This is a genomic window from Pseudocolwellia antarctica, assembly GCF_049933045.1.
Lineage (GTDB): Bacteria > Pseudomonadota > Gammaproteobacteria > Enterobacterales > Alteromonadaceae > Pseudocolwellia.
Genome location: NZ_CP187926.1, coordinates 2,061,073 through 2,076,941 on the forward strand (window position 1 = coordinate 2,061,073; position 15,869 = coordinate 2,076,941).

At 35.9% G+C, this 15,869-nt stretch carries 15 protein-coding genes; 7 read left to right on the top strand and 8 right to left on the bottom strand.

Translation table 11 applies throughout. The features are described from left to right. Positions 1-208: 208 nt before the first annotated feature. Positions 209-550 (top strand): hypothetical protein, encoded by a 342-nt coding sequence (locus ACPUVN_RS08940; RefSeq protein WP_426370485.1) that lies wholly within the window; start codon positions 209-211, stop codon positions 548-550. A gap of 31 nt (positions 551-581) precedes the next feature. On the opposite strand, the gene syd is transcribed toward ACPUVN_RS08940, so the two are convergent. Further along, positions 582-1,160, bottom strand: coding sequence for a SecY-interacting protein (gene syd / locus ACPUVN_RS08945; RefSeq protein ID WP_426356961.1), 579 nt, complete (start codon positions 1,158-1,160; stop codon positions 582-584). Between the two features lie 79 nt (positions 1,161-1,239). Between syd and queF the strand changes: the two genes are divergently transcribed. The 5 genes from queF (at position 1,240) to ACPUVN_RS08970 (ending at position 6,183) form a co-directional block, all read left to right on the top strand. Then, positions 1,240-2,088, top strand: coding sequence for an NADPH-dependent 7-cyano-7-deazaguanine reductase QueF (queF, locus tag ACPUVN_RS08950; RefSeq protein WP_426356960.1), 849 nt, complete (start codon positions 1,240-1,242; stop codon positions 2,086-2,088). Between the two features lie 234 nt (positions 2,089-2,322). After that, positions 2,323-3,927: a GGDEF domain-containing protein gene (locus ACPUVN_RS08955; RefSeq protein WP_426370486.1), complete on the top strand. Its 1,605-nt coding sequence runs from the start codon at positions 2,323-2,325 to the stop codon at positions 3,925-3,927. Between the two features lie 107 nt (positions 3,928-4,034). Next, positions 4,035-5,381: a nucleotide 5'-monophosphate nucleosidase PpnN gene (gene ppnN / locus ACPUVN_RS08960; protein ID WP_426356958.1), complete on the top strand. Its 1,347-nt coding sequence runs from the start codon at positions 4,035-4,037 to the stop codon at positions 5,379-5,381. Positions 5,382-5,384: 3 nt separating this feature from the next. Beyond that, positions 5,385-5,657 carry a hypothetical protein gene (locus tag ACPUVN_RS08965; protein ID WP_426370487.1) on the top strand — a complete coding sequence of 91 codons (273 nt, stop codon included), beginning with the start codon at positions 5,385-5,387 and terminating at the stop codon, positions 5,655-5,657. After that, positions 5,650-6,183, top strand: a complete 534-nt coding sequence (locus ACPUVN_RS08970; protein WP_426370488.1) for a 5'-3' exonuclease H3TH domain-containing protein — start codon at positions 5,650-5,652, stop codon at positions 6,181-6,183. The genes ACPUVN_RS08965 and ACPUVN_RS08970 overlap by 8 nt, the downstream gene beginning before the upstream one ends. Before the next feature lie 507 nt (positions 6,184-6,690). On the opposite strand, the gene rlmM is transcribed toward ACPUVN_RS08970, so the two are convergent. The 4 genes from rlmM to ACPUVN_RS08990 form a co-directional block, all read right to left on the bottom strand. Further along, positions 6,691-7,776 (bottom strand): 23S rRNA (cytidine(2498)-2'-O)-methyltransferase RlmM, encoded by a 1,086-nt coding sequence (rlmM, locus tag ACPUVN_RS08975; protein WP_426370489.1) that lies wholly within the window; start codon positions 7,774-7,776, stop codon positions 6,691-6,693. A gap of 70 nt (positions 7,777-7,846) precedes the next feature. After that, positions 7,847-8,254, bottom strand: a complete 408-nt coding sequence (locus tag ACPUVN_RS08980) for a DUF423 domain-containing protein (RefSeq protein ID WP_426356955.1) — start codon at positions 8,252-8,254, stop codon at positions 7,847-7,849. After that, complete coding sequence (locus ACPUVN_RS08985) at positions 8,241-8,921, bottom strand: alpha/beta family hydrolase (protein WP_426370490.1); 681 nt, start codon at positions 8,919-8,921, stop codon at positions 8,241-8,243. The genes ACPUVN_RS08980 and ACPUVN_RS08985 overlap by 14 nt, the downstream gene beginning before the upstream one ends. After that, complete coding sequence (locus tag ACPUVN_RS08990) at positions 8,911-9,822, bottom strand: transcriptional regulator GcvA (RefSeq protein ID WP_426356953.1); 912 nt, start codon at positions 9,820-9,822, stop codon at positions 8,911-8,913. Before ACPUVN_RS08990 ends, ACPUVN_RS08985 begins: the two co-directional genes overlap by 11 nt. A 302-nt stretch (positions 9,823-10,124) precedes the next feature. On the opposite strand from ACPUVN_RS08990, the gene ACPUVN_RS08995 reads away from it, so the two are divergent. After that, the gene (locus ACPUVN_RS08995) at positions 10,125-10,391 is read left to right on the top strand and encodes a hypothetical protein (protein WP_426356952.1); all 267 of its coding nucleotides are present in this window, start codon (positions 10,125-10,127) and stop codon (positions 10,389-10,391) included. 138 nt (positions 10,392-10,529) lie between these two features. Here the strand turns inward: ACPUVN_RS08995 and greA are convergent, their stop codons facing one another. The 3 genes from greA to carA all read right to left on the bottom strand — a co-directional run bounded on the left by greA (position 10,530) and on the right by carA (position 15,653). Next, complete coding sequence (greA, locus tag ACPUVN_RS09000; protein ID WP_426356951.1) at positions 10,530-11,006, bottom strand: transcription elongation factor GreA; 477 nt, start codon at positions 11,004-11,006, stop codon at positions 10,530-10,532. A 257-nt stretch (positions 11,007-11,263) separates the two neighbouring features. Continuing rightward, positions 11,264-14,482: a carbamoyl-phosphate synthase large subunit gene (gene carB / locus ACPUVN_RS09005; protein ID WP_426356950.1), complete on the bottom strand. Its 3,219-nt coding sequence runs from the start codon at positions 14,480-14,482 to the stop codon at positions 11,264-11,266. A gap of 25 nt (positions 14,483-14,507) precedes the next feature. Next, positions 14,508-15,653: a glutamine-hydrolyzing carbamoyl-phosphate synthase small subunit gene (carA, locus tag ACPUVN_RS09010; protein WP_426356949.1), complete on the bottom strand. Its 1,146-nt coding sequence runs from the start codon at positions 15,651-15,653 to the stop codon at positions 14,508-14,510. Between the last annotated feature and the right edge of the window lie 216 nt (positions 15,654-15,869).

The following is a 15,869-nucleotide window of genomic DNA, read 5'->3' on the forward strand; positions in this document are numbered from 1 at the left end:
TAAACCCCAAAGAGATTAAAAGATATTTCGTACCAATTTGAATAATTAATCGCTCAACTTGGTATTACATCTTAATTATTTAGCAAATACCAAACCAGAAATCTAATTAATTGATTTTGTTTACTTAATATTTAAATAAATAGAAAAACATATTTTTAATTAGTAAAATGCACTAAAATTTAGTGAATAAATTATTAGGTTTAGATAAATGACTAACTTTGAAAAAATCACAATTATTGCTAATCAATTAGCGAATGACGGAAAAAAACCGACCGTAGCATTAATTAAAGCGAAGCTTCCAAACCCTGTTCCACTCCCACAAATGATAGGTGCTTTAAAAAGCTGGAGTCATGAGCCAGAAAACTGTGTATTTCCAGAACCGAAGATCGTTGAAAATATTAAAACGAGTGAAGATAAAATGGAGGCAGATGTAACATTGTCTGTTGAACAGATAAATGCAGCTATAGAAAGTGCATTGGCGCCTATTAAAGCTGAATTGGCTGAGGTTAAAGCTCAGTTACAACAACTTAAACAGGCGAGTATTAAGTAAGGCCAGTCTACAATAATTGACCTAAACTAAATTAAGCCTCTTCATTTAGAGAGTTAGCTATTGGTGTTAAACTCTCTAAAAACTCAACTAAATTATTCGCTAACTTTTTATGAGGTACACAACCCACCTGCTCTACCCATACCTCACCTGACTCATTATCAAGTGAGATAATCATATCGTCTTCATCAGTAACAGCAAAAAACAACGTAATACTTTGTTTTAGCTTTTGTTTCATCATGATATGACCAATTAGGTTTTGTTGCAGCCTTTCAAAATCATCTTTATTCCAAGGTAATAATAACGACAACTTACCGTCTTCAGATTCAGCATCAATCGATTCACTATAAACACAAGAAAAGTAATCTTGTATGTCTTGATGAATGCTTAGGCCTAATGCTTGCCCTACGTTCTCAAAATTTAATTGCTCATCAATTTCTACAGGTTGCCAATGAATTTTGTCATCATTAAACTTCCCAACCTCACAAGGTGAGATCCAGTCTTTATCGACGTCAACGTGAGGTAAATGTTGATGAGTACTCTGATAGTTTTCAATGTATGAAGCGGTAAAAGCAAGTAATGTATTCTTTACTAAGTTATTTGGTAATGTCATATCAGAGAAAGATCCTTTAAAATGGCTAAAATATTCAGCGTGCAAATTACGTTAACATAAACTTGATAACAAGCCCTTTATGACTTTATACAAAAATTCTATCGAACTAAATGATTTATCTCTTGGTAAACCAACCGAATACTGTAGTGAATACAATCCTAATTTATTACAAGCTGTACCGCGTTCTTTAAACCGTGATGGTTTAGGAATAAAAGCGAATGACCTTAAATTTAAAGGTGAAGATGTTTGGTATGGCTACGAGTTATCCTGGCTTAATAGCAAAGGAAAACCTGTTGTTGCAGTGGCTGAATTCAGGTTTGATTGTACAAGCCCTAATATTGTTGAATCTAAATCTTTTAAGCTATATTTAAATAGCTTTAATCAAAGTAAATTCTCAACTTGGGATGAAGTAGAACAACACTTAACGCACGATCTTTCTCAAACATCGGGTACACAAGCAAAAGTAAGTTTATTCCGTGTTGATGAATGTGCACCTTTGGCTATTGCGCCAATTTCAGCAAGCTGTATTGATGAATTAGATGTATCGATTGAAACATACGAGATTGATTCAAGCTTATTAGCCCTTTCAAATACAAATCAACAAGTTGAAAATAAAACATTAATCAGCCATTTGTTAAAATCTAATTGTTTGATCACTAATCAGCCTGACTGGGCAAGTGTATATATTACTTATTCAGGATCTAAAATCGATGAAGCTGCATTATTACGCTACTTGATATCATTTAGACAACATAATGAGTTTCACGAGCAATGTGTAGAAAGGATTTTTACCGATATAATGGCTAACTGTAAACCAACTCAACTCAGTGTTTTTGCTCGCTACACACGCCGAGGCGGTTTAGACATAAACCCATACCGATCTACTGACAATAGTCACGCTCCTGCATTACGTACCCTACGCCAATAAATAATTTCTGATTGCGACATTATTAAATTTGTAAGTATCTAGTAAATATTAATATTTACTAGATACTTAGCTTTATATAATTCGATTGAAAAATTCGGCGATATGCCGAACTTTGATATATACTCAAATTAATATAAGTTAAAACATTCATCTTAATTTAAAAATCACTTTAATATATCTTCCAAAATAATATTAAAGAGTTAATTATTATATCTGTAGGACGTAATTACTTTTATGAGCGATAAATCTTCATCTGATGCGCAAGTTATTCAATTAAAACAGAAATTAGAAGCTGCTATTTCTTCACGTGCCTTATTGGAAAATGATTTAAAAACACAATCTTCCATGTTAATCGAATTTATTGGAAAGTTAACTCAAACCTGTAAAGGTCAAGATAAAACACTTGATAATAAATTAGCAAACTTACGCTCTTTACTTAAAAAGTCGGCCCCATTAACAGATATAGAAAAACAAATAACCTTCGTTTCACAGCTTTTACAAAAACATTCAAGCACCAATGCTGCCAATATAAAATCACTACATACAGATTTTTTATCTGCAGGAAAAGCCTTACAAAAAATTAATGGTTTACCTGGAGACTTAAGACGAGATTTACGCGCGTTAATAGAAAGCGCTGAAGATGAAAAAGATGCCGTTGTTCAATACGTCCCTATTTTAAATAAATTAATTGCTTTTTATACCATGGCGCTAGCCAGTAAAGTTAATGCAAACACCGATAAAAGCACGAATAAATCGACTCAAGAGTTACCAATTCCTACTGCCGAAACTTCAACGATACAGCCTGTAAATAAAGCCTTCATCGATAAATTTTCCATTATATTGAATGAATTAGCCTTATCAGATATTAATACGAAACAGCTATCAACCGTAAAAGCTAAGATAAAACCTGATATGTCTAACGACAATTTATTAGACCGCTTCTTTGAAGTGTTTGATGTGATTGTTGAAGATTTAAAAAATGAACGAAACACAGCAAAAGTATTTTTATCAACGCTAAGTGAAACCTTATCTACAGTTCAATCTGCAGTCAAAACCACATTAGCTGTTAGCGCAGAATCAGGCTCGAAACACGAAAAACTCAATATTATTCTACAAAAGCAAGTGGGTGAAATGGCGACAGAAATTAGCAACGCTACTTCCCTATCAAGCATAAAGAATGACATTAATGAGAAATTAAAACGCATTGCTAGCACATTACAGAAAAAGTCTGAATTTGAAGTTGAACAAAATAGTTTATTACAATCTCAAATGAAAGATATGGCATCTAAAGTTGAAGCGCTTCAAGAAGAAAGCAGAACCTTTGAAAAGCGTATTCAAGAGCAACAAGCTCGTAGTATGCAAGATGCGTTAACTAAGTTAGCTAATAGAGCCTGCTTTGATGATTACTATGCAAAATCATTAATGAAATATCACAGCAAAAATTTTGAATTAGTCATAGTGGTTCTCGACTTAGACGACTTTAAACGTATCAATGATACTTACGGACATACTGCTGGCGATAAGACATTACAAGTTATAGCAAATACGTTACAAAAACACATTGGCGAAAATGCATTTGTAGCTCGCTACGGTGGTGAAGAATTTGTATTGATTATGTCTCATGTAAACGAAGAACAACTTAAACAACGATTAAATACATTAAGACAACATATATCTCGATTACCTTTTAAATTTAAAAACGACAAAGTGAGTATTACCGTTTCAGTAGGTGCAACACATGTTAATCCTCATGATAACACTCATACCGCATTTGAACGTGCTGACGAAGCTTTATACAAAGCCAAGGCTGAAGGTAAAAACCAAGTAATATATGTATAGTTTTTTCTTCGAACAATAATCTTTTAACTTCCAATATCCTGACATAAGAACTATCTATTATTACCGTTATGTCAGGATACCTCCCTCATTCCCGAAAAGGATTTAATATGCATACACAACTCGACCCTGTAGGAAACATGAAGCTACTTTCTCCTATGGAAGTAGACAAACTTCAACAATCGGCCACTAGTGATTTATATAAGCTTTACCGTAATTGTTCTTTGGCTGTATTAAATGCGGGTAGCCATACGGATAATGCCGAAGAAATTTACCAATTATCGCCAGACTTTCAAATAAAAATACTCCGCCGCGAACGTGGTATTAAATTAGATTTACAAAACCCTCCTCAACATGCCTTTGTCGACGGTGTTATTATTAAAGGGATTCAAGAACATTTATCGGCCGTGTTACGAGATATATTGTTCACGAATACCAAATACCAAAACATTAGTGACGACTCTAGTGAAATAACACATGTAACCTTTGATATTTTACGTAATGCTAATGTGATAAAACCCGAAACAGATCCTAATTTAATTACTTGTTGGGGTGGTCATTCAATCAACCAAATTGAATATAAATATACCAAAGAAGTAGGGTATCAATTAGGTTTACGTGGATTTAACATTTGTACAGGTTGTGGACCTGGTGCAATGAAAGGGCCGATGAAAGGTGCCACGATTAGCCATGCTAAACAACGTAACAACTTTGGCCGTTATATTGGTTTAACTGAGCCGAGTATTATTGCTGCTGAGCCACCAAACCCAATAGTTAACGAACTAGTAATAATGCCTGATATTGAGAAAAGATTAGAAGCATTTGTTCGAATATCTCACGGCATTATTATTTTCCCTGGTGGCGCAGGAACTTCTGAAGAACTGCTTTATTTATTAGGCATAATGCTTAACACTAAAAACCAAGCACAAAAATTACCTATCATTTTAACGGGTCCTGTTGAAAGTAAAGCGTATTTTGAAGAGATTGATGCCTTCATTGGTGCTACATTAGGTGAGAAAGCTCAAGCATTGTATGAAATAATTATTGGTGACTCTGAAAAAGTAGCCAAAACACTCAAAGTAAAATTAGAAGATGTTCTTACCTATAGAAAAGAAGTGGGTGATTCTTATCATTTTAATTGGTCTTTAGTGATAGAGCCTGACTTTCAACGCCCTTTTGAGCCAGATCATGAAAGCATGGCAAATCAAAACATAAGCTTTGATCAAGAAACGTCAACGCTTGCTGCAAATTTACGACGAATATTTTCAGGTATTGTTGCGGGTAATGTTAAAGCTTCAGGTATAAAAGAAGTAAGAGAAAATGGACCATTTGATATAAAAGGCGATCCAAAGATAATGGCGCTGATGGACAAACTCTTAAAATCTTTTGTTGAACAAGAACGTATGAAGTTACCTGGCACCAAATATCAACCTTGTTACAGAGTTATCGGAGAATAACGAATGAGCGCACATCTTGTACTTATAGATGCTTTAAACTTAATTAGAAGAATTTATGCGGTACAAGAGCGCCCGTTTTTGCTGAATAATGAATTAGCAGAAAGCACAAAACAACAAGTATTATTCAATACCCAACAAGCTACAGTTAACGCCATCAAAAAAATAATAGACCTACTACAACCTACCCATATATTAACGGTGTTCGATAGTAAAAATTCTTGTTGGCGCTATGACATCTTCCCTGATTATAAAAAGGGAAGAAAAAAAAATGCCTGAGCACTTAGCGCAGCAATTATCTTATATTCAAGACGAGTTAATGATGATGAAAGTTGACTCGTTAATATCTGAAACAGATGAAGCTGACGATCTTATCGCTACCCTCACTCAAAAAGTCGCGCTTAAAGGTAAAAATGTCACCATAGTTTCAACAGACAAAGGCTTCTTGTCGATGTTGAACGAACACATTAATGTTTACGATTATTTCAATAAACGTTATTTAGACAAAGCTTATGTTTTAGAGAAGTTTAATGTCGCACCAGAACAACTTGTCGACTTTTGGACGCTGACAGGCGATAGCACCAATAAAATACCAGGCGTTGCAGGTATAGGCCAAGTAACAGCAGCTAGTTTATTAAATGAGTATGGAACATTATCAGCAATTACAGCAGCTGAAGATTTGAAAGCTAGTATGGCTAAAAAGTTAGAAGAGCATACCGATACTATTGAGTTAAGCAGTAAGCTACTCACCTTAAAAGATGACATCCCATTGGGCTTCAACTTAAAAGATATTCGTTATCAGTAAGATTAGAAAGCCCTAAAATATAATACCAAACGGATTAATTTATTGCTCACTTAGCGAGAATTTAAAGGCTTAGAGGCACAGGTTCATAGTTCCAGACTGAACCTAAGCACCTACATCCATGTAGGCGAGGCATTGATTGAAGAGAATGGTTATTCTCGGTAACTGCTCCTGCGTTACCCTAATGTCCTACATCCATGTAGGAACCTTGTCAAAATCAATAACGCGGCATATGAGCCTTTAAATTCTCGCCCTTCGGGAGCTCATTAGCAAACTGATAACATCACAAAATTAAAAAAATATAGAATAACTATGTTTAATCAATTTTGCTTGTTCTAAGCTTGCTAATGTAGTTCTAAGTTGCTCAATACATTAATCCGTTTGGTATAACCTCATACCTCAGATTTATAAATAAAAAACCCCAAGCAAAAAGCTCAGGGTTTAATGTTTTTATACGTTGACATCACTTACCGTATTATCAGTTAGAGATTTAGTTAATTACTCAATCTGTTATTCAATTAAGGGTAACGGAGATAATAATCTTGCGTGTACTGTAATTTCTTCACGATCGTAATATAAATGCTTAGCGAACAACTCATATTTAACATTGTAGTGACTAAACATATCTTTCATTGTTTGCAGATCGTCATTAACTTGTTGGTAACGCCCTTTCATAGGAAGTTTTAAGTTAAACATAGCTTCTTTACAGTAGCCTTTTAATAACCACTCAGCCATTAGTTTAGCTACACGTTGAGGCTTTTCTATCATGTCGCACACTAACCAATAGTTATTCTGTTTCATTGGTGTGTATTTAAAGCCATCCATCATTTTGTGTTTAACTTGACCTGATTCCATCAAAGACTCAGCCATTGGACCATTATCGATAGCAGTAACCATCATGCCACGTCTAACAAGCTGATAAGTCCAACCACCAGGAGCAGAACCTAAATCAACAGCTTTCAAACCTGACGTTAAACGTTCATCCCACTCATCTCTTGGAATAAAGTGTAAAAACGCTTCATCAAGTTTAAGGGTAGAACGACTCGGTGAAGCACTTGGGAATTTTAAACGCGGAATACCCATTACATGCACAGAACTGTTATGTGCGTACGAATAACCTAAAATAACTTCGTTACCACTTAAAAATAAAGCATGTAAAATAGCGCCTTCGTTATCACCTTTCTCAGTTAAAGAACCTAACTTTCTTAGCGACTGTCTTAATGGAACCGCTAGTTTACGACAAAACTTAGAAAGCTCTTTACCATCATTGGTATCAGGCATTTCCATGCGCAAGTCAGCATATTGAAAATCACTACCAAGCGCTTCAGTAATCGCTTCAACACGATTGTAGTCAGGTAAGTCAAGCTTATCTGTTACTGATAAAAACCATTGACGAGCAAAGATCAAACGACGTAAAGGCATTTCATTTAACAGCTTATCGCCCTCTTCTGCCACATTTAAGTGAAAGTAAACGAGCCCCTGATTTTTTTTCAATTCTAAGTAGCCGTAAACTTCATTCCACGCTGCTTTTTCTTGAATTTCTGCACCACACTCTTTTTCAAAGCCTGGGCGACAATATAATATAATAGAGGCCATATTTATTTACTTTCTTATTTACTTTTAATGAATTAGTGATTTACCTAAAAGGGATCATGAACACAGTATTTTAGTTGTTTGATTCAAGCGATTTTTTGCTTACAAATATAAGACACAACCAAGCTAAAGCTAATAACATACCACCAACAGGTGCTAATTTTCCGATAACAGCTCCGATACTTGTCAGCGCAAAAAATGTTTTCACATATAAGCTACCACTAAAGCACAAAATACCTAAACTGAAACATACTGCTGAACTTAGCAACCATTTAGAGGCTGACTTTGTGTACCAAACAATCGACACAAACAAAGCAAGTGTATGAATAAACTGATAAAACTGCGCATTCTCGATTCGCATTTTATCAATAACAGATAATGTTTGCCCAGCATGAGCAAACCAAGCGCCGAATAATACTGAAAAAGCGCCACTTATACCAACAAAAAACAATAATAAGCGTATCAATTTAAGATTGTTCATGAATAAACCTGACTAGCTGTTCAACAGCGGTTTTTAAGTGTTGGGCATGAGTATAGCCTGATTTAACTCTAGGCTTTAAATTGTGATCGCCATCTTCAAAATAAAACACTTCGCATAAGGGGGAAATATCATAGTTTTCTATTTCACTTTTATCTCCTAGAGTATCTCTATCGCCTTGCAAAATAAGTATAGGTAAAAGGGTTTCTTGTAAGGGCTCTAAACGTAGTTTCTCTGGCTTTTTTTGAGGATGAAAAGGGTAACCAATACAAACAGTACCTTTTACAGCAACTCCCGAAGAAGAGAGAGTTGCAGCTACGCGCCCTCCCATCGATTTACCGCCAATAAAAACAGGTAATCCATTTGAGTTATCTTGTAAGTATTTATCAACCACCTCTTGGTAGCACTCAAGCAGCAATGGCATTCTGTTTGGCGGATATTTTCTGCCATCCACTAAACGCTTATCCATATACGGAAAGTTAAAACGCACTACGTTAATATTTTTGTTATTTAATGCGGTAGAAAAGTTTTCCATAAAATGGTGACTTTTATCAGCTCCTGCACCATGGGCAAATATAAATAAAGCTTTTGGTTGCTTAACAAAATTTTCAATAACTGAAGACTGGCTAGCTTCTGCTGGAGCTATTTTATTTTCTATATTAATCGTCATATAAATCTTCTTCCTGCTCTAACGCTACAGTTTCTAATACCCACTCTCTAAAGGCGGCTATTTTACCTAAATCACGTTGATGTTCGCGGCAAACCATATAGTGAGCATTCTTACTCACCAAAACTTCATGGAATGGACAGATTAAACGTCCTGAATCGATATCTGGCTTAGCAAATGCACTATTCGCTAATGCGACACCTTGTCCGTGGATAGCCGCTTGAACAACCATCGCCGAATGACTAAAGATAGGTCCGTGGTTTACGTTCACACCTTTAACTTTCACTTTTTTAAACCATAAGGTCCAATCTTTACGAGAAGTATCATGTAATAAAGTGTGATTGGCTAAGTCTTCGATCTTTTTCAGAGGTTTACCTTGTGTAAAAATAAGTGGAGAACAAACAGGAATTAAATATTCTTGATGAAGTTTTTCAGTATGTAAATCGCCCCAGTCACCACGTCCGTAGTTAATAGCGACATCAACATCTTCAGTTAACAAGTTATCAGTTTGTTCTACAGCTTTTATTCTTACATCAATATCAGGGTGTTCAAGACTAAAAGCATTCAGTCGAGGAATTAACCATTGAATAGCAAAACTCGGCTGTAAACTAACCGTTATTGCACCCTTGTCGCCTCGGGCGAATAGTTTTTCGGTGGCTTCCTGAATATTGTTAAAAACATCTTTAATATCTAAATAGTAAGACTGCCCTTCCTCGGTTAATAGAAGTGCTCTATTTTTACGCATGAATAGTTTAAGACCAATAAATTCTTCTAATGCTTTTATTTGATGACTAACCGCAGCTTGCGTAACAAAAAGCTCTTCTGCCGCACGAGTAAAACTTAGACGTCTTGCAGACGCTTCAAACACCCGCAATGCGTTTAGAGGCGGTAATTTACTTGCCATTATAACATTTCACTTAAATTGATAATTGTTAAGTTAATAAACTTATTTTTAATGTAAGCATAGTAACTAAAGCAACCACAAGTATCCATTAGTTTTTCTAATGATTAACATTAATTATAGTCGTTTTTAATGTTGAAGGTATTACCTTATTATATGCAATATAGATGAAGGACTTCATCTCAACCCCATAATTGGATGGGTTATAGAAAAATTGTAAAGTACAGATTACAATTAGTATTGAGAAAATAGGTCCTAAAAAATCTATACGTAAATTAATGTATTATTTTTTAGAGGGTCCAAAAATGAAAAACGTAAAAATGTTTATAACAACAATAGCACTTACTTTAGCTGCATCAGCTTCAGTTCAAGCCATCGAGTTAGTACAAGTAGAAGATTTTAATAGCAATGGTTTAGCAATCAACGTAAATACTGAGTTAGCTCAATCATTAAAAAGCATGAACACATTAACGTTAAATGTTGAAAAATCTGCTCAAGAAATTCTTATTACTCAAAGCGACGAACAGTTCAATTCAATTGAATTAGACACATTAGTAGCAGTAGCTGAGTAATACTATTATCTATTGGCTTCTCTAGGGCTAATAACTAATAAACAACGCGAATGTTATTTGTGTAAAAGATTAAATCCCAACCATAAAAAAAGGTGCTTTAAGCACCTTTTTTAGTATCTAAAATTGCTATTAACAATATTAGATATGTTCGACAGCAATAATTTCATACTCTACAACGCCACCAGGAGTTGTTATTTCAATCTCTGTATCAACTTCTTTACCAATTAAGCCACGCGCTATTGGAGAGTTTAATGAGATACGACCTGTTTTAAAGTCAGCTTCATCATCACCAACAATTTGGTATTTAACTTCTACTTCAGTATCAATATTCAATAAAGTTACTGTAACACCAAAGATCACTTTGCCGTGGTTAGGTATTTTTGTAACATCAATAACTTGAGCATTACAAAGACGACCTTCAATGTCTTGAATACGACCTTCACAAAAACCTTGCTCTTCTTTCGCTGCATGGTATTCAGCATTTTCTTTTAAATCGCCATGTTCACGCGCATCAGCAATATCTTTTACTATGCGTGGGCGCTTTTCCATTTTTAAAACTCTAAGCTCTTCTTTTAACTGGTCAGCACCAAGAAGTGTCATTGGGTATTTAGTCATTTTATTTCTTCTTAAATCTCTTATTAATATTAATCAACTTGGTTAAGCTTTCACTTATTTTGGGTTGATTAATTAAACTGTTTAGCAAAAAATAAAAAAGTGGTCTTTCGTTAGAAACACCACTTTTAAAATAAATTTTACTCTATGGATAATAATAATCGCAATGGCTTTATTTGAGAAAAGACATGTAGAGTAGTAATTTAACATAGTAAATCACTACTCTACATAAAGCTAGCTAGATATTATCTTAGCAATAACTACTTACAACGAAGGTGTAACTCTTGAATAGAGGTAACCGTGTTTCTATCATCGGCTGCATGAGCTTGGCAAGCTGCAAAAGCGGCATTCAATGTTGTTGTGTATGCTACTTTATAACGTAATGCGCCACCACGTAACACTTTAGAATCTTCAATCGCTTTACGACCTTCAGTGGTGTTAATGATGTAGCTATATTCACTGTTCTTAATTCTATCAAGAATATGTGGACGCCCTTCTTGTACTTTATTTACACGACGAACAGGAACACCTGCTTCGCGTAAAATAATTTCAGTACCGTGAGTAGCATCGAGCTCGTAACCTAATTCAACCATTTTCTTAGCTAAATCAAGTACACGACCTTTATCACTGTTACGAACAGAGATTAATGCACGACCATCTTTAGGAACAGAAACGCCAGCACCTAAGTTAGCTTTAGCAAAAGCTTCTTCAAATGTATCGCCTACGCCCATAACTTCACCTGTTGAACGCATTTCTGGTCCAACTAATGGGTCACTGCCGTGGAACTTGTTAAATGGTATAACAACTTCTTTAACAGAAAAGTATGGTGGAATAATTTCTTCAGTAATACCTAATTCTTTTAAGGTTTTACCTGCCATAACTTGTGCGCCAATTTTAGCTAGAGGAACACCTGTTGCTTTTGATACGAATGGAACCGTACGAGCAGCACGAGGGTTTACTTCAATAAGGTAAACTTCGTTATCTTTAACAGCCATTTGCGTATTCATTAAACCAATAACACCTAGCTCAAACGCTAAATCTGTTACTTGCTTACGCATAACGTCTTGAACTTCTTGGCTCAAGCTATAAACAGGTAATGAACATGCTGAGTCACCTGAATGAACACCCGCTTGTTCAATGTGCTGCATGATGCCGCCAATAACAACATCAGTACCGTCACAAATCACATCAATATCTACTTCAATCGCATCATCTAAGAAGTGATCAAGTAATACAGGAGAATCGTTAGAAACGCTTACAGCTTCAGTCATGTAACGACGTAAATCATCTAGGTCGTATACAATTTCCATTGCACGTCCACCTAATACATATGAAGGACGTACAACAAGAGGGAAACCAATCGCTTCAGCTTTAGCCATCGCTTCATCAATTGAAGTTACAGTAGCATTTTCAGGTTGTAATAAACCTAAACGGTCAACCGCTTGTTGAAAGCGTTCTCTGTCTTCTGCACGGTCAATCGCGTCTGGAGATGTACCAATAATTGGTACGCCTGCAGCTTCTAATGCACGAGCTAGTTTAAGAGGTGTTTGACCACCGTATTGAACAATTACGCCTTTTGGCTTTTCAACACGTACAATTTCAAGTACATCTTCGAAAGTAATTGATTCAAAGTATAAACGGTCAGATGTATCATAATCTGTTGAAACAGTTTCAGGGTTACAGTTAACCATGATAGTTTCGTAGCCATCTTCACGTAGCGCTAATGCCGCGTGAACACAACAGTAATCAAATTCAATACCTTGTCCAATTCTGTTTGGTCCGCCACCTAAGATCATGATCTTGTCATTATCAGTAGGGTTAGCTTCACATTCTTCATCGTACGTTGAGTACATGTAAGCTGTGTCTGAACTAAATTCAGCAGCACAAGTATCTACACGTTTGTACACTGGGAATATTTTAGCTGCATGACGTTTCTTACGGATTTCAGATTCGTTAACCCCAATAACATCAGCAAGACGAGAATCAGCAAAACCTTTACGTTTAAGCTGACGTAAGCGTTCAGGTGTTAATGACTTCATACCACCTGTAGCTACTTCCTTCTCTTCAAGTACTAAATCTTGAATTTGTACTAAGAACCAACGATCAACCTTAGTTGCATTGAAAACATCATCAAGAGTTAAACCTAAACGAAATGCATCAGCGATATACCAAATACGGTCTGCACCAGCTTCTTGAAGCTCATGCATAATTTTAGTTTTAGCGCCTTTCTTAGTAACATCAACGATAGAGTCAAAACCATTCACGCCAACTTCTAAGCCACGTAATGCTTTTTGCATTGATTCTTGTTGGTTACGACCGATAGCCATAACTTCACCAACAGATTTCATTTGCGTTGTTAAACGGTCTTCACAGCCCGCAAACTTTTCAAAGTTAAAACGTGGGATTTTAGTAACAACATAATCAATTGTTGGTTCGAATGATGCTGGAGTTGCACCACCTGTAATATCATTTTGTAATTCATCAAGGGTATAACCTACAGCAAGCTTGGCTGCAATTTTAGCAATGGGGAAACCTGTTGCTTTAGAGGCTAATGCTGATGAACGCGAAACACGTGGGTTCATTTCAATGATAACCATACGACCTGTATCAGGGCATATCCCAAATTGTACGTTTGAACCACCTGTTTCAACACCAATTTCACGAAGTACCGCAATAGAAGCGTTACGCATGATTTGGTATTCTTTATCTGTAAGTGTTTGTGCTGGTGCTACAGTGATTGAGTCACCCGTATGAATACCCATAGGGTCAAAGTTTTCAATCGAACAAATAATGATACAGTTATCATTTTTGTCGCGAACTACTTCCATTTCATACTCTTTCCAACCAATTAATGATTCATCAATCAATAATTCAGATGTTGGAGAAAGATCTAAGCCACGTGTACAAATCTCATCAAATTCTTCGATGTTATATGCAATACCGCCACCTGTGCCACCCATAGTAAAAGATGGGCGAATGATACAAGGGAAACCTAAGTTTTTACTTGCAGCATGTGCTTCGTCAATGGTGTGAACAATTTCAGCGCGTGGCGTATCTAAGCCAATCGCTTTCATTGCTTTATCAAAACGGCTACGGTCTTCAGCTTTGTCGATTGCATCAGCAGTTGCGCCAATCATTTCAACATTAAATTCAGCTAATACACCTTTAGCTTCTAATTCTAATGCACAGTTAAGTGCAGTTTGACCGCCCATTGTTGGTAATACAGCACAAGGACGTTCTTTTTCAATAATTTTGCGAACAACTTCCCAGTGAATTGGCTCGATATAAGTTGCATCAGCCATTTCAGGGTCAGTCATTATCGTTGCTGGGTTAGAGTTAACTAGAATAACTCGGTAACCTTCTTCGCGTAACGCTTTACAAGCTTGTGCACCTGAATAATCAAATTCACATGCTTGACCAATAACAATTGGTCCAGCGCCTAAGATCAAGATACTTTTTAAATCGGTACGTTTTGGCATTCTCTTTTCTCTCTCTTGTCTTAGCTTAAGCTTTAGCAGCTTTGATTAAATCAATAAAGTGGTCAAACAAAGGTGCCGCATCATGTGGCCCTGGACTCGCTTCAGGATGGCCTTGGAAACTAAATGCAGGCTTATCAGTTAAATGAATGCCTTGAATAGTTCCATCAAATAACGACTTATGCGTTACTTCAATGTTTGCTGGCATACCTGATTCATCAATAGCAAAACCGTGGTTTTGTGAAGTTATCATCACAACATCACGTTTAAAATCTTTAACCGGGTGGTTAGCACCGTGATGACCAAGACTCATTTTAATTGTTGAAGCGCCATTGGCTAAGCCAAGTAACTGATGCCCTAAACAAATACCAAATACAGGTAAGTTAGTGGCTAAAATTTCTTTAATCGCTTCAATTGCGTAAGTACATGGCTCTGGATCACCTGGGCCATTAGATAAAAATACGCCATCTGGGTTCATAGCTAAAACTTCTGATGCAGGAGTTTCGGCTGGTACAACAGTTAATCTACAACCACGGTCAACTAACATACGTAAGATGTTACGTTTAGCACCAAAATCGTATGCAACAACATGAAATGGTTTTTCAGTTGGCGTTACAAAGCCTTCACCTAAAACCCAGCTGCCTTCTGTCCATTCGTATTTTTCTTTAGTAGAAACAACTTTTGCTAAATCCATACCTTTAAGCCCTGGAAATGCTTTTGCTTGAGCTAATGCACTTGCTTCATCAAGTGTTTCGCCTTCAGCAAGGTCGCCAGCAATGATACAACCGTTTTGAGCACCTTTTTCACGTAATATACGTGTGAGCTTACGTGTATCAATGTCAGCAATACCTAGAATATTATTGCGAGCTAAGTAATCACTTAGGTTTTCTTCATTTCTGAAGTTACTTGCTAATAAAGGTAAATCTCTAATAACTAAACCTTTTGCTACAATATCACCCGACTCTTCATCTTCTGAATTTGTACCGGTATTACCAATATGTGGGTAAGTAAGCGTAACAATTTGTTCTGCATATGATGGATCAGTAAGAATTTCTTGGTAACCAGTCATTGAAGTATTAAATACTACTTCTCCAACAGCCGCCCCATCTGCACCAATAGCGGTGCCTTTAAATACAGTGCCGTCTTCAAGCACTAAAATGGCAGATTTAGTCAATTTAACCTCCGTAAAGAAGAAAACAAACTTAACAATAAATAACTAAAACTTTATTATTAAGTATAAAAGTAACATCTAATATATTTACTAAATGTTAGATATAAAAAATGCCAAAAAATCGTCCTGAGTACTAAAAGACCTGAATTTTTGACAAAATCCACTTATTTTACGCTTGTATTGTATATTCGTCTAGTCAAAAATGTAAAAAAACAAGTG

What these genes read in the sequence shown, in the direction of transcription:
- ACPUVN_RS08940 (WP_426370485.1), top strand. Translation starts at nt 209, where the DNA reads ATGACTAACTTTGAAAAAATCACAATTATTGCTAATCAATTAGCGAAT.
- syd (WP_426356961.1), bottom strand. Translation starts at nt 1,160, where the DNA reads ATGACATTACCAAATAACTTAGTAAAGAATACATTACTTGCTTTTACC.
- queF (WP_426356960.1), top strand. Translation starts at nt 1,240, where the DNA reads ATGACTTTATACAAAAATTCTATCGAACTAAATGATTTATCTCTTGGT.
- ACPUVN_RS08955 (WP_426370486.1), top strand. Translation starts at nt 2,323, where the DNA reads ATGAGCGATAAATCTTCATCTGATGCGCAAGTTATTCAATTAAAACAG.
- ppnN (WP_426356958.1), top strand. Translation starts at nt 4,035, where the DNA reads ATGCATACACAACTCGACCCTGTAGGAAACATGAAGCTACTTTCTCCT.
- ACPUVN_RS08965 (WP_426370487.1), top strand. Translation starts at nt 5,385, where the DNA reads ATGAGCGCACATCTTGTACTTATAGATGCTTTAAACTTAATTAGAAGA.
- ACPUVN_RS08970 (WP_426370488.1), top strand. Translation starts at nt 5,650, where the DNA reads ATGCCTGAGCACTTAGCGCAGCAATTATCTTATATTCAAGACGAGTTA.
- rlmM (WP_426370489.1), bottom strand. Translation starts at nt 7,776, where the DNA reads ATGGCCTCTATTATATTATATTGTCGCCCAGGCTTTGAAAAAGAGTGT.
- ACPUVN_RS08980 (WP_426356955.1), bottom strand. Translation starts at nt 8,254, where the DNA reads ATGAACAATCTTAAATTGATACGCTTATTATTGTTTTTTGTTGGTATA.
- ACPUVN_RS08985 (WP_426370490.1), bottom strand. Translation starts at nt 8,921, where the DNA reads ATGACGATTAATATAGAAAATAAAATAGCTCCAGCAGAAGCTAGCCAG.
- ACPUVN_RS08990 (WP_426356953.1), bottom strand. Translation starts at nt 9,822, where the DNA reads ATGGCAAGTAAATTACCGCCTCTAAACGCATTGCGGGTGTTTGAAGCG.
- ACPUVN_RS08995 (WP_426356952.1), top strand. Translation starts at nt 10,125, where the DNA reads ATGAAAAACGTAAAAATGTTTATAACAACAATAGCACTTACTTTAGCT.
- greA (WP_426356951.1), bottom strand. Translation starts at nt 11,006, where the DNA reads ATGACTAAATACCCAATGACACTTCTTGGTGCTGACCAGTTAAAAGAA.
- carB (WP_426356950.1), bottom strand. Translation starts at nt 14,482, where the DNA reads ATGCCAAAACGTACCGATTTAAAAAGTATCTTGATCTTAGGCGCTGGA.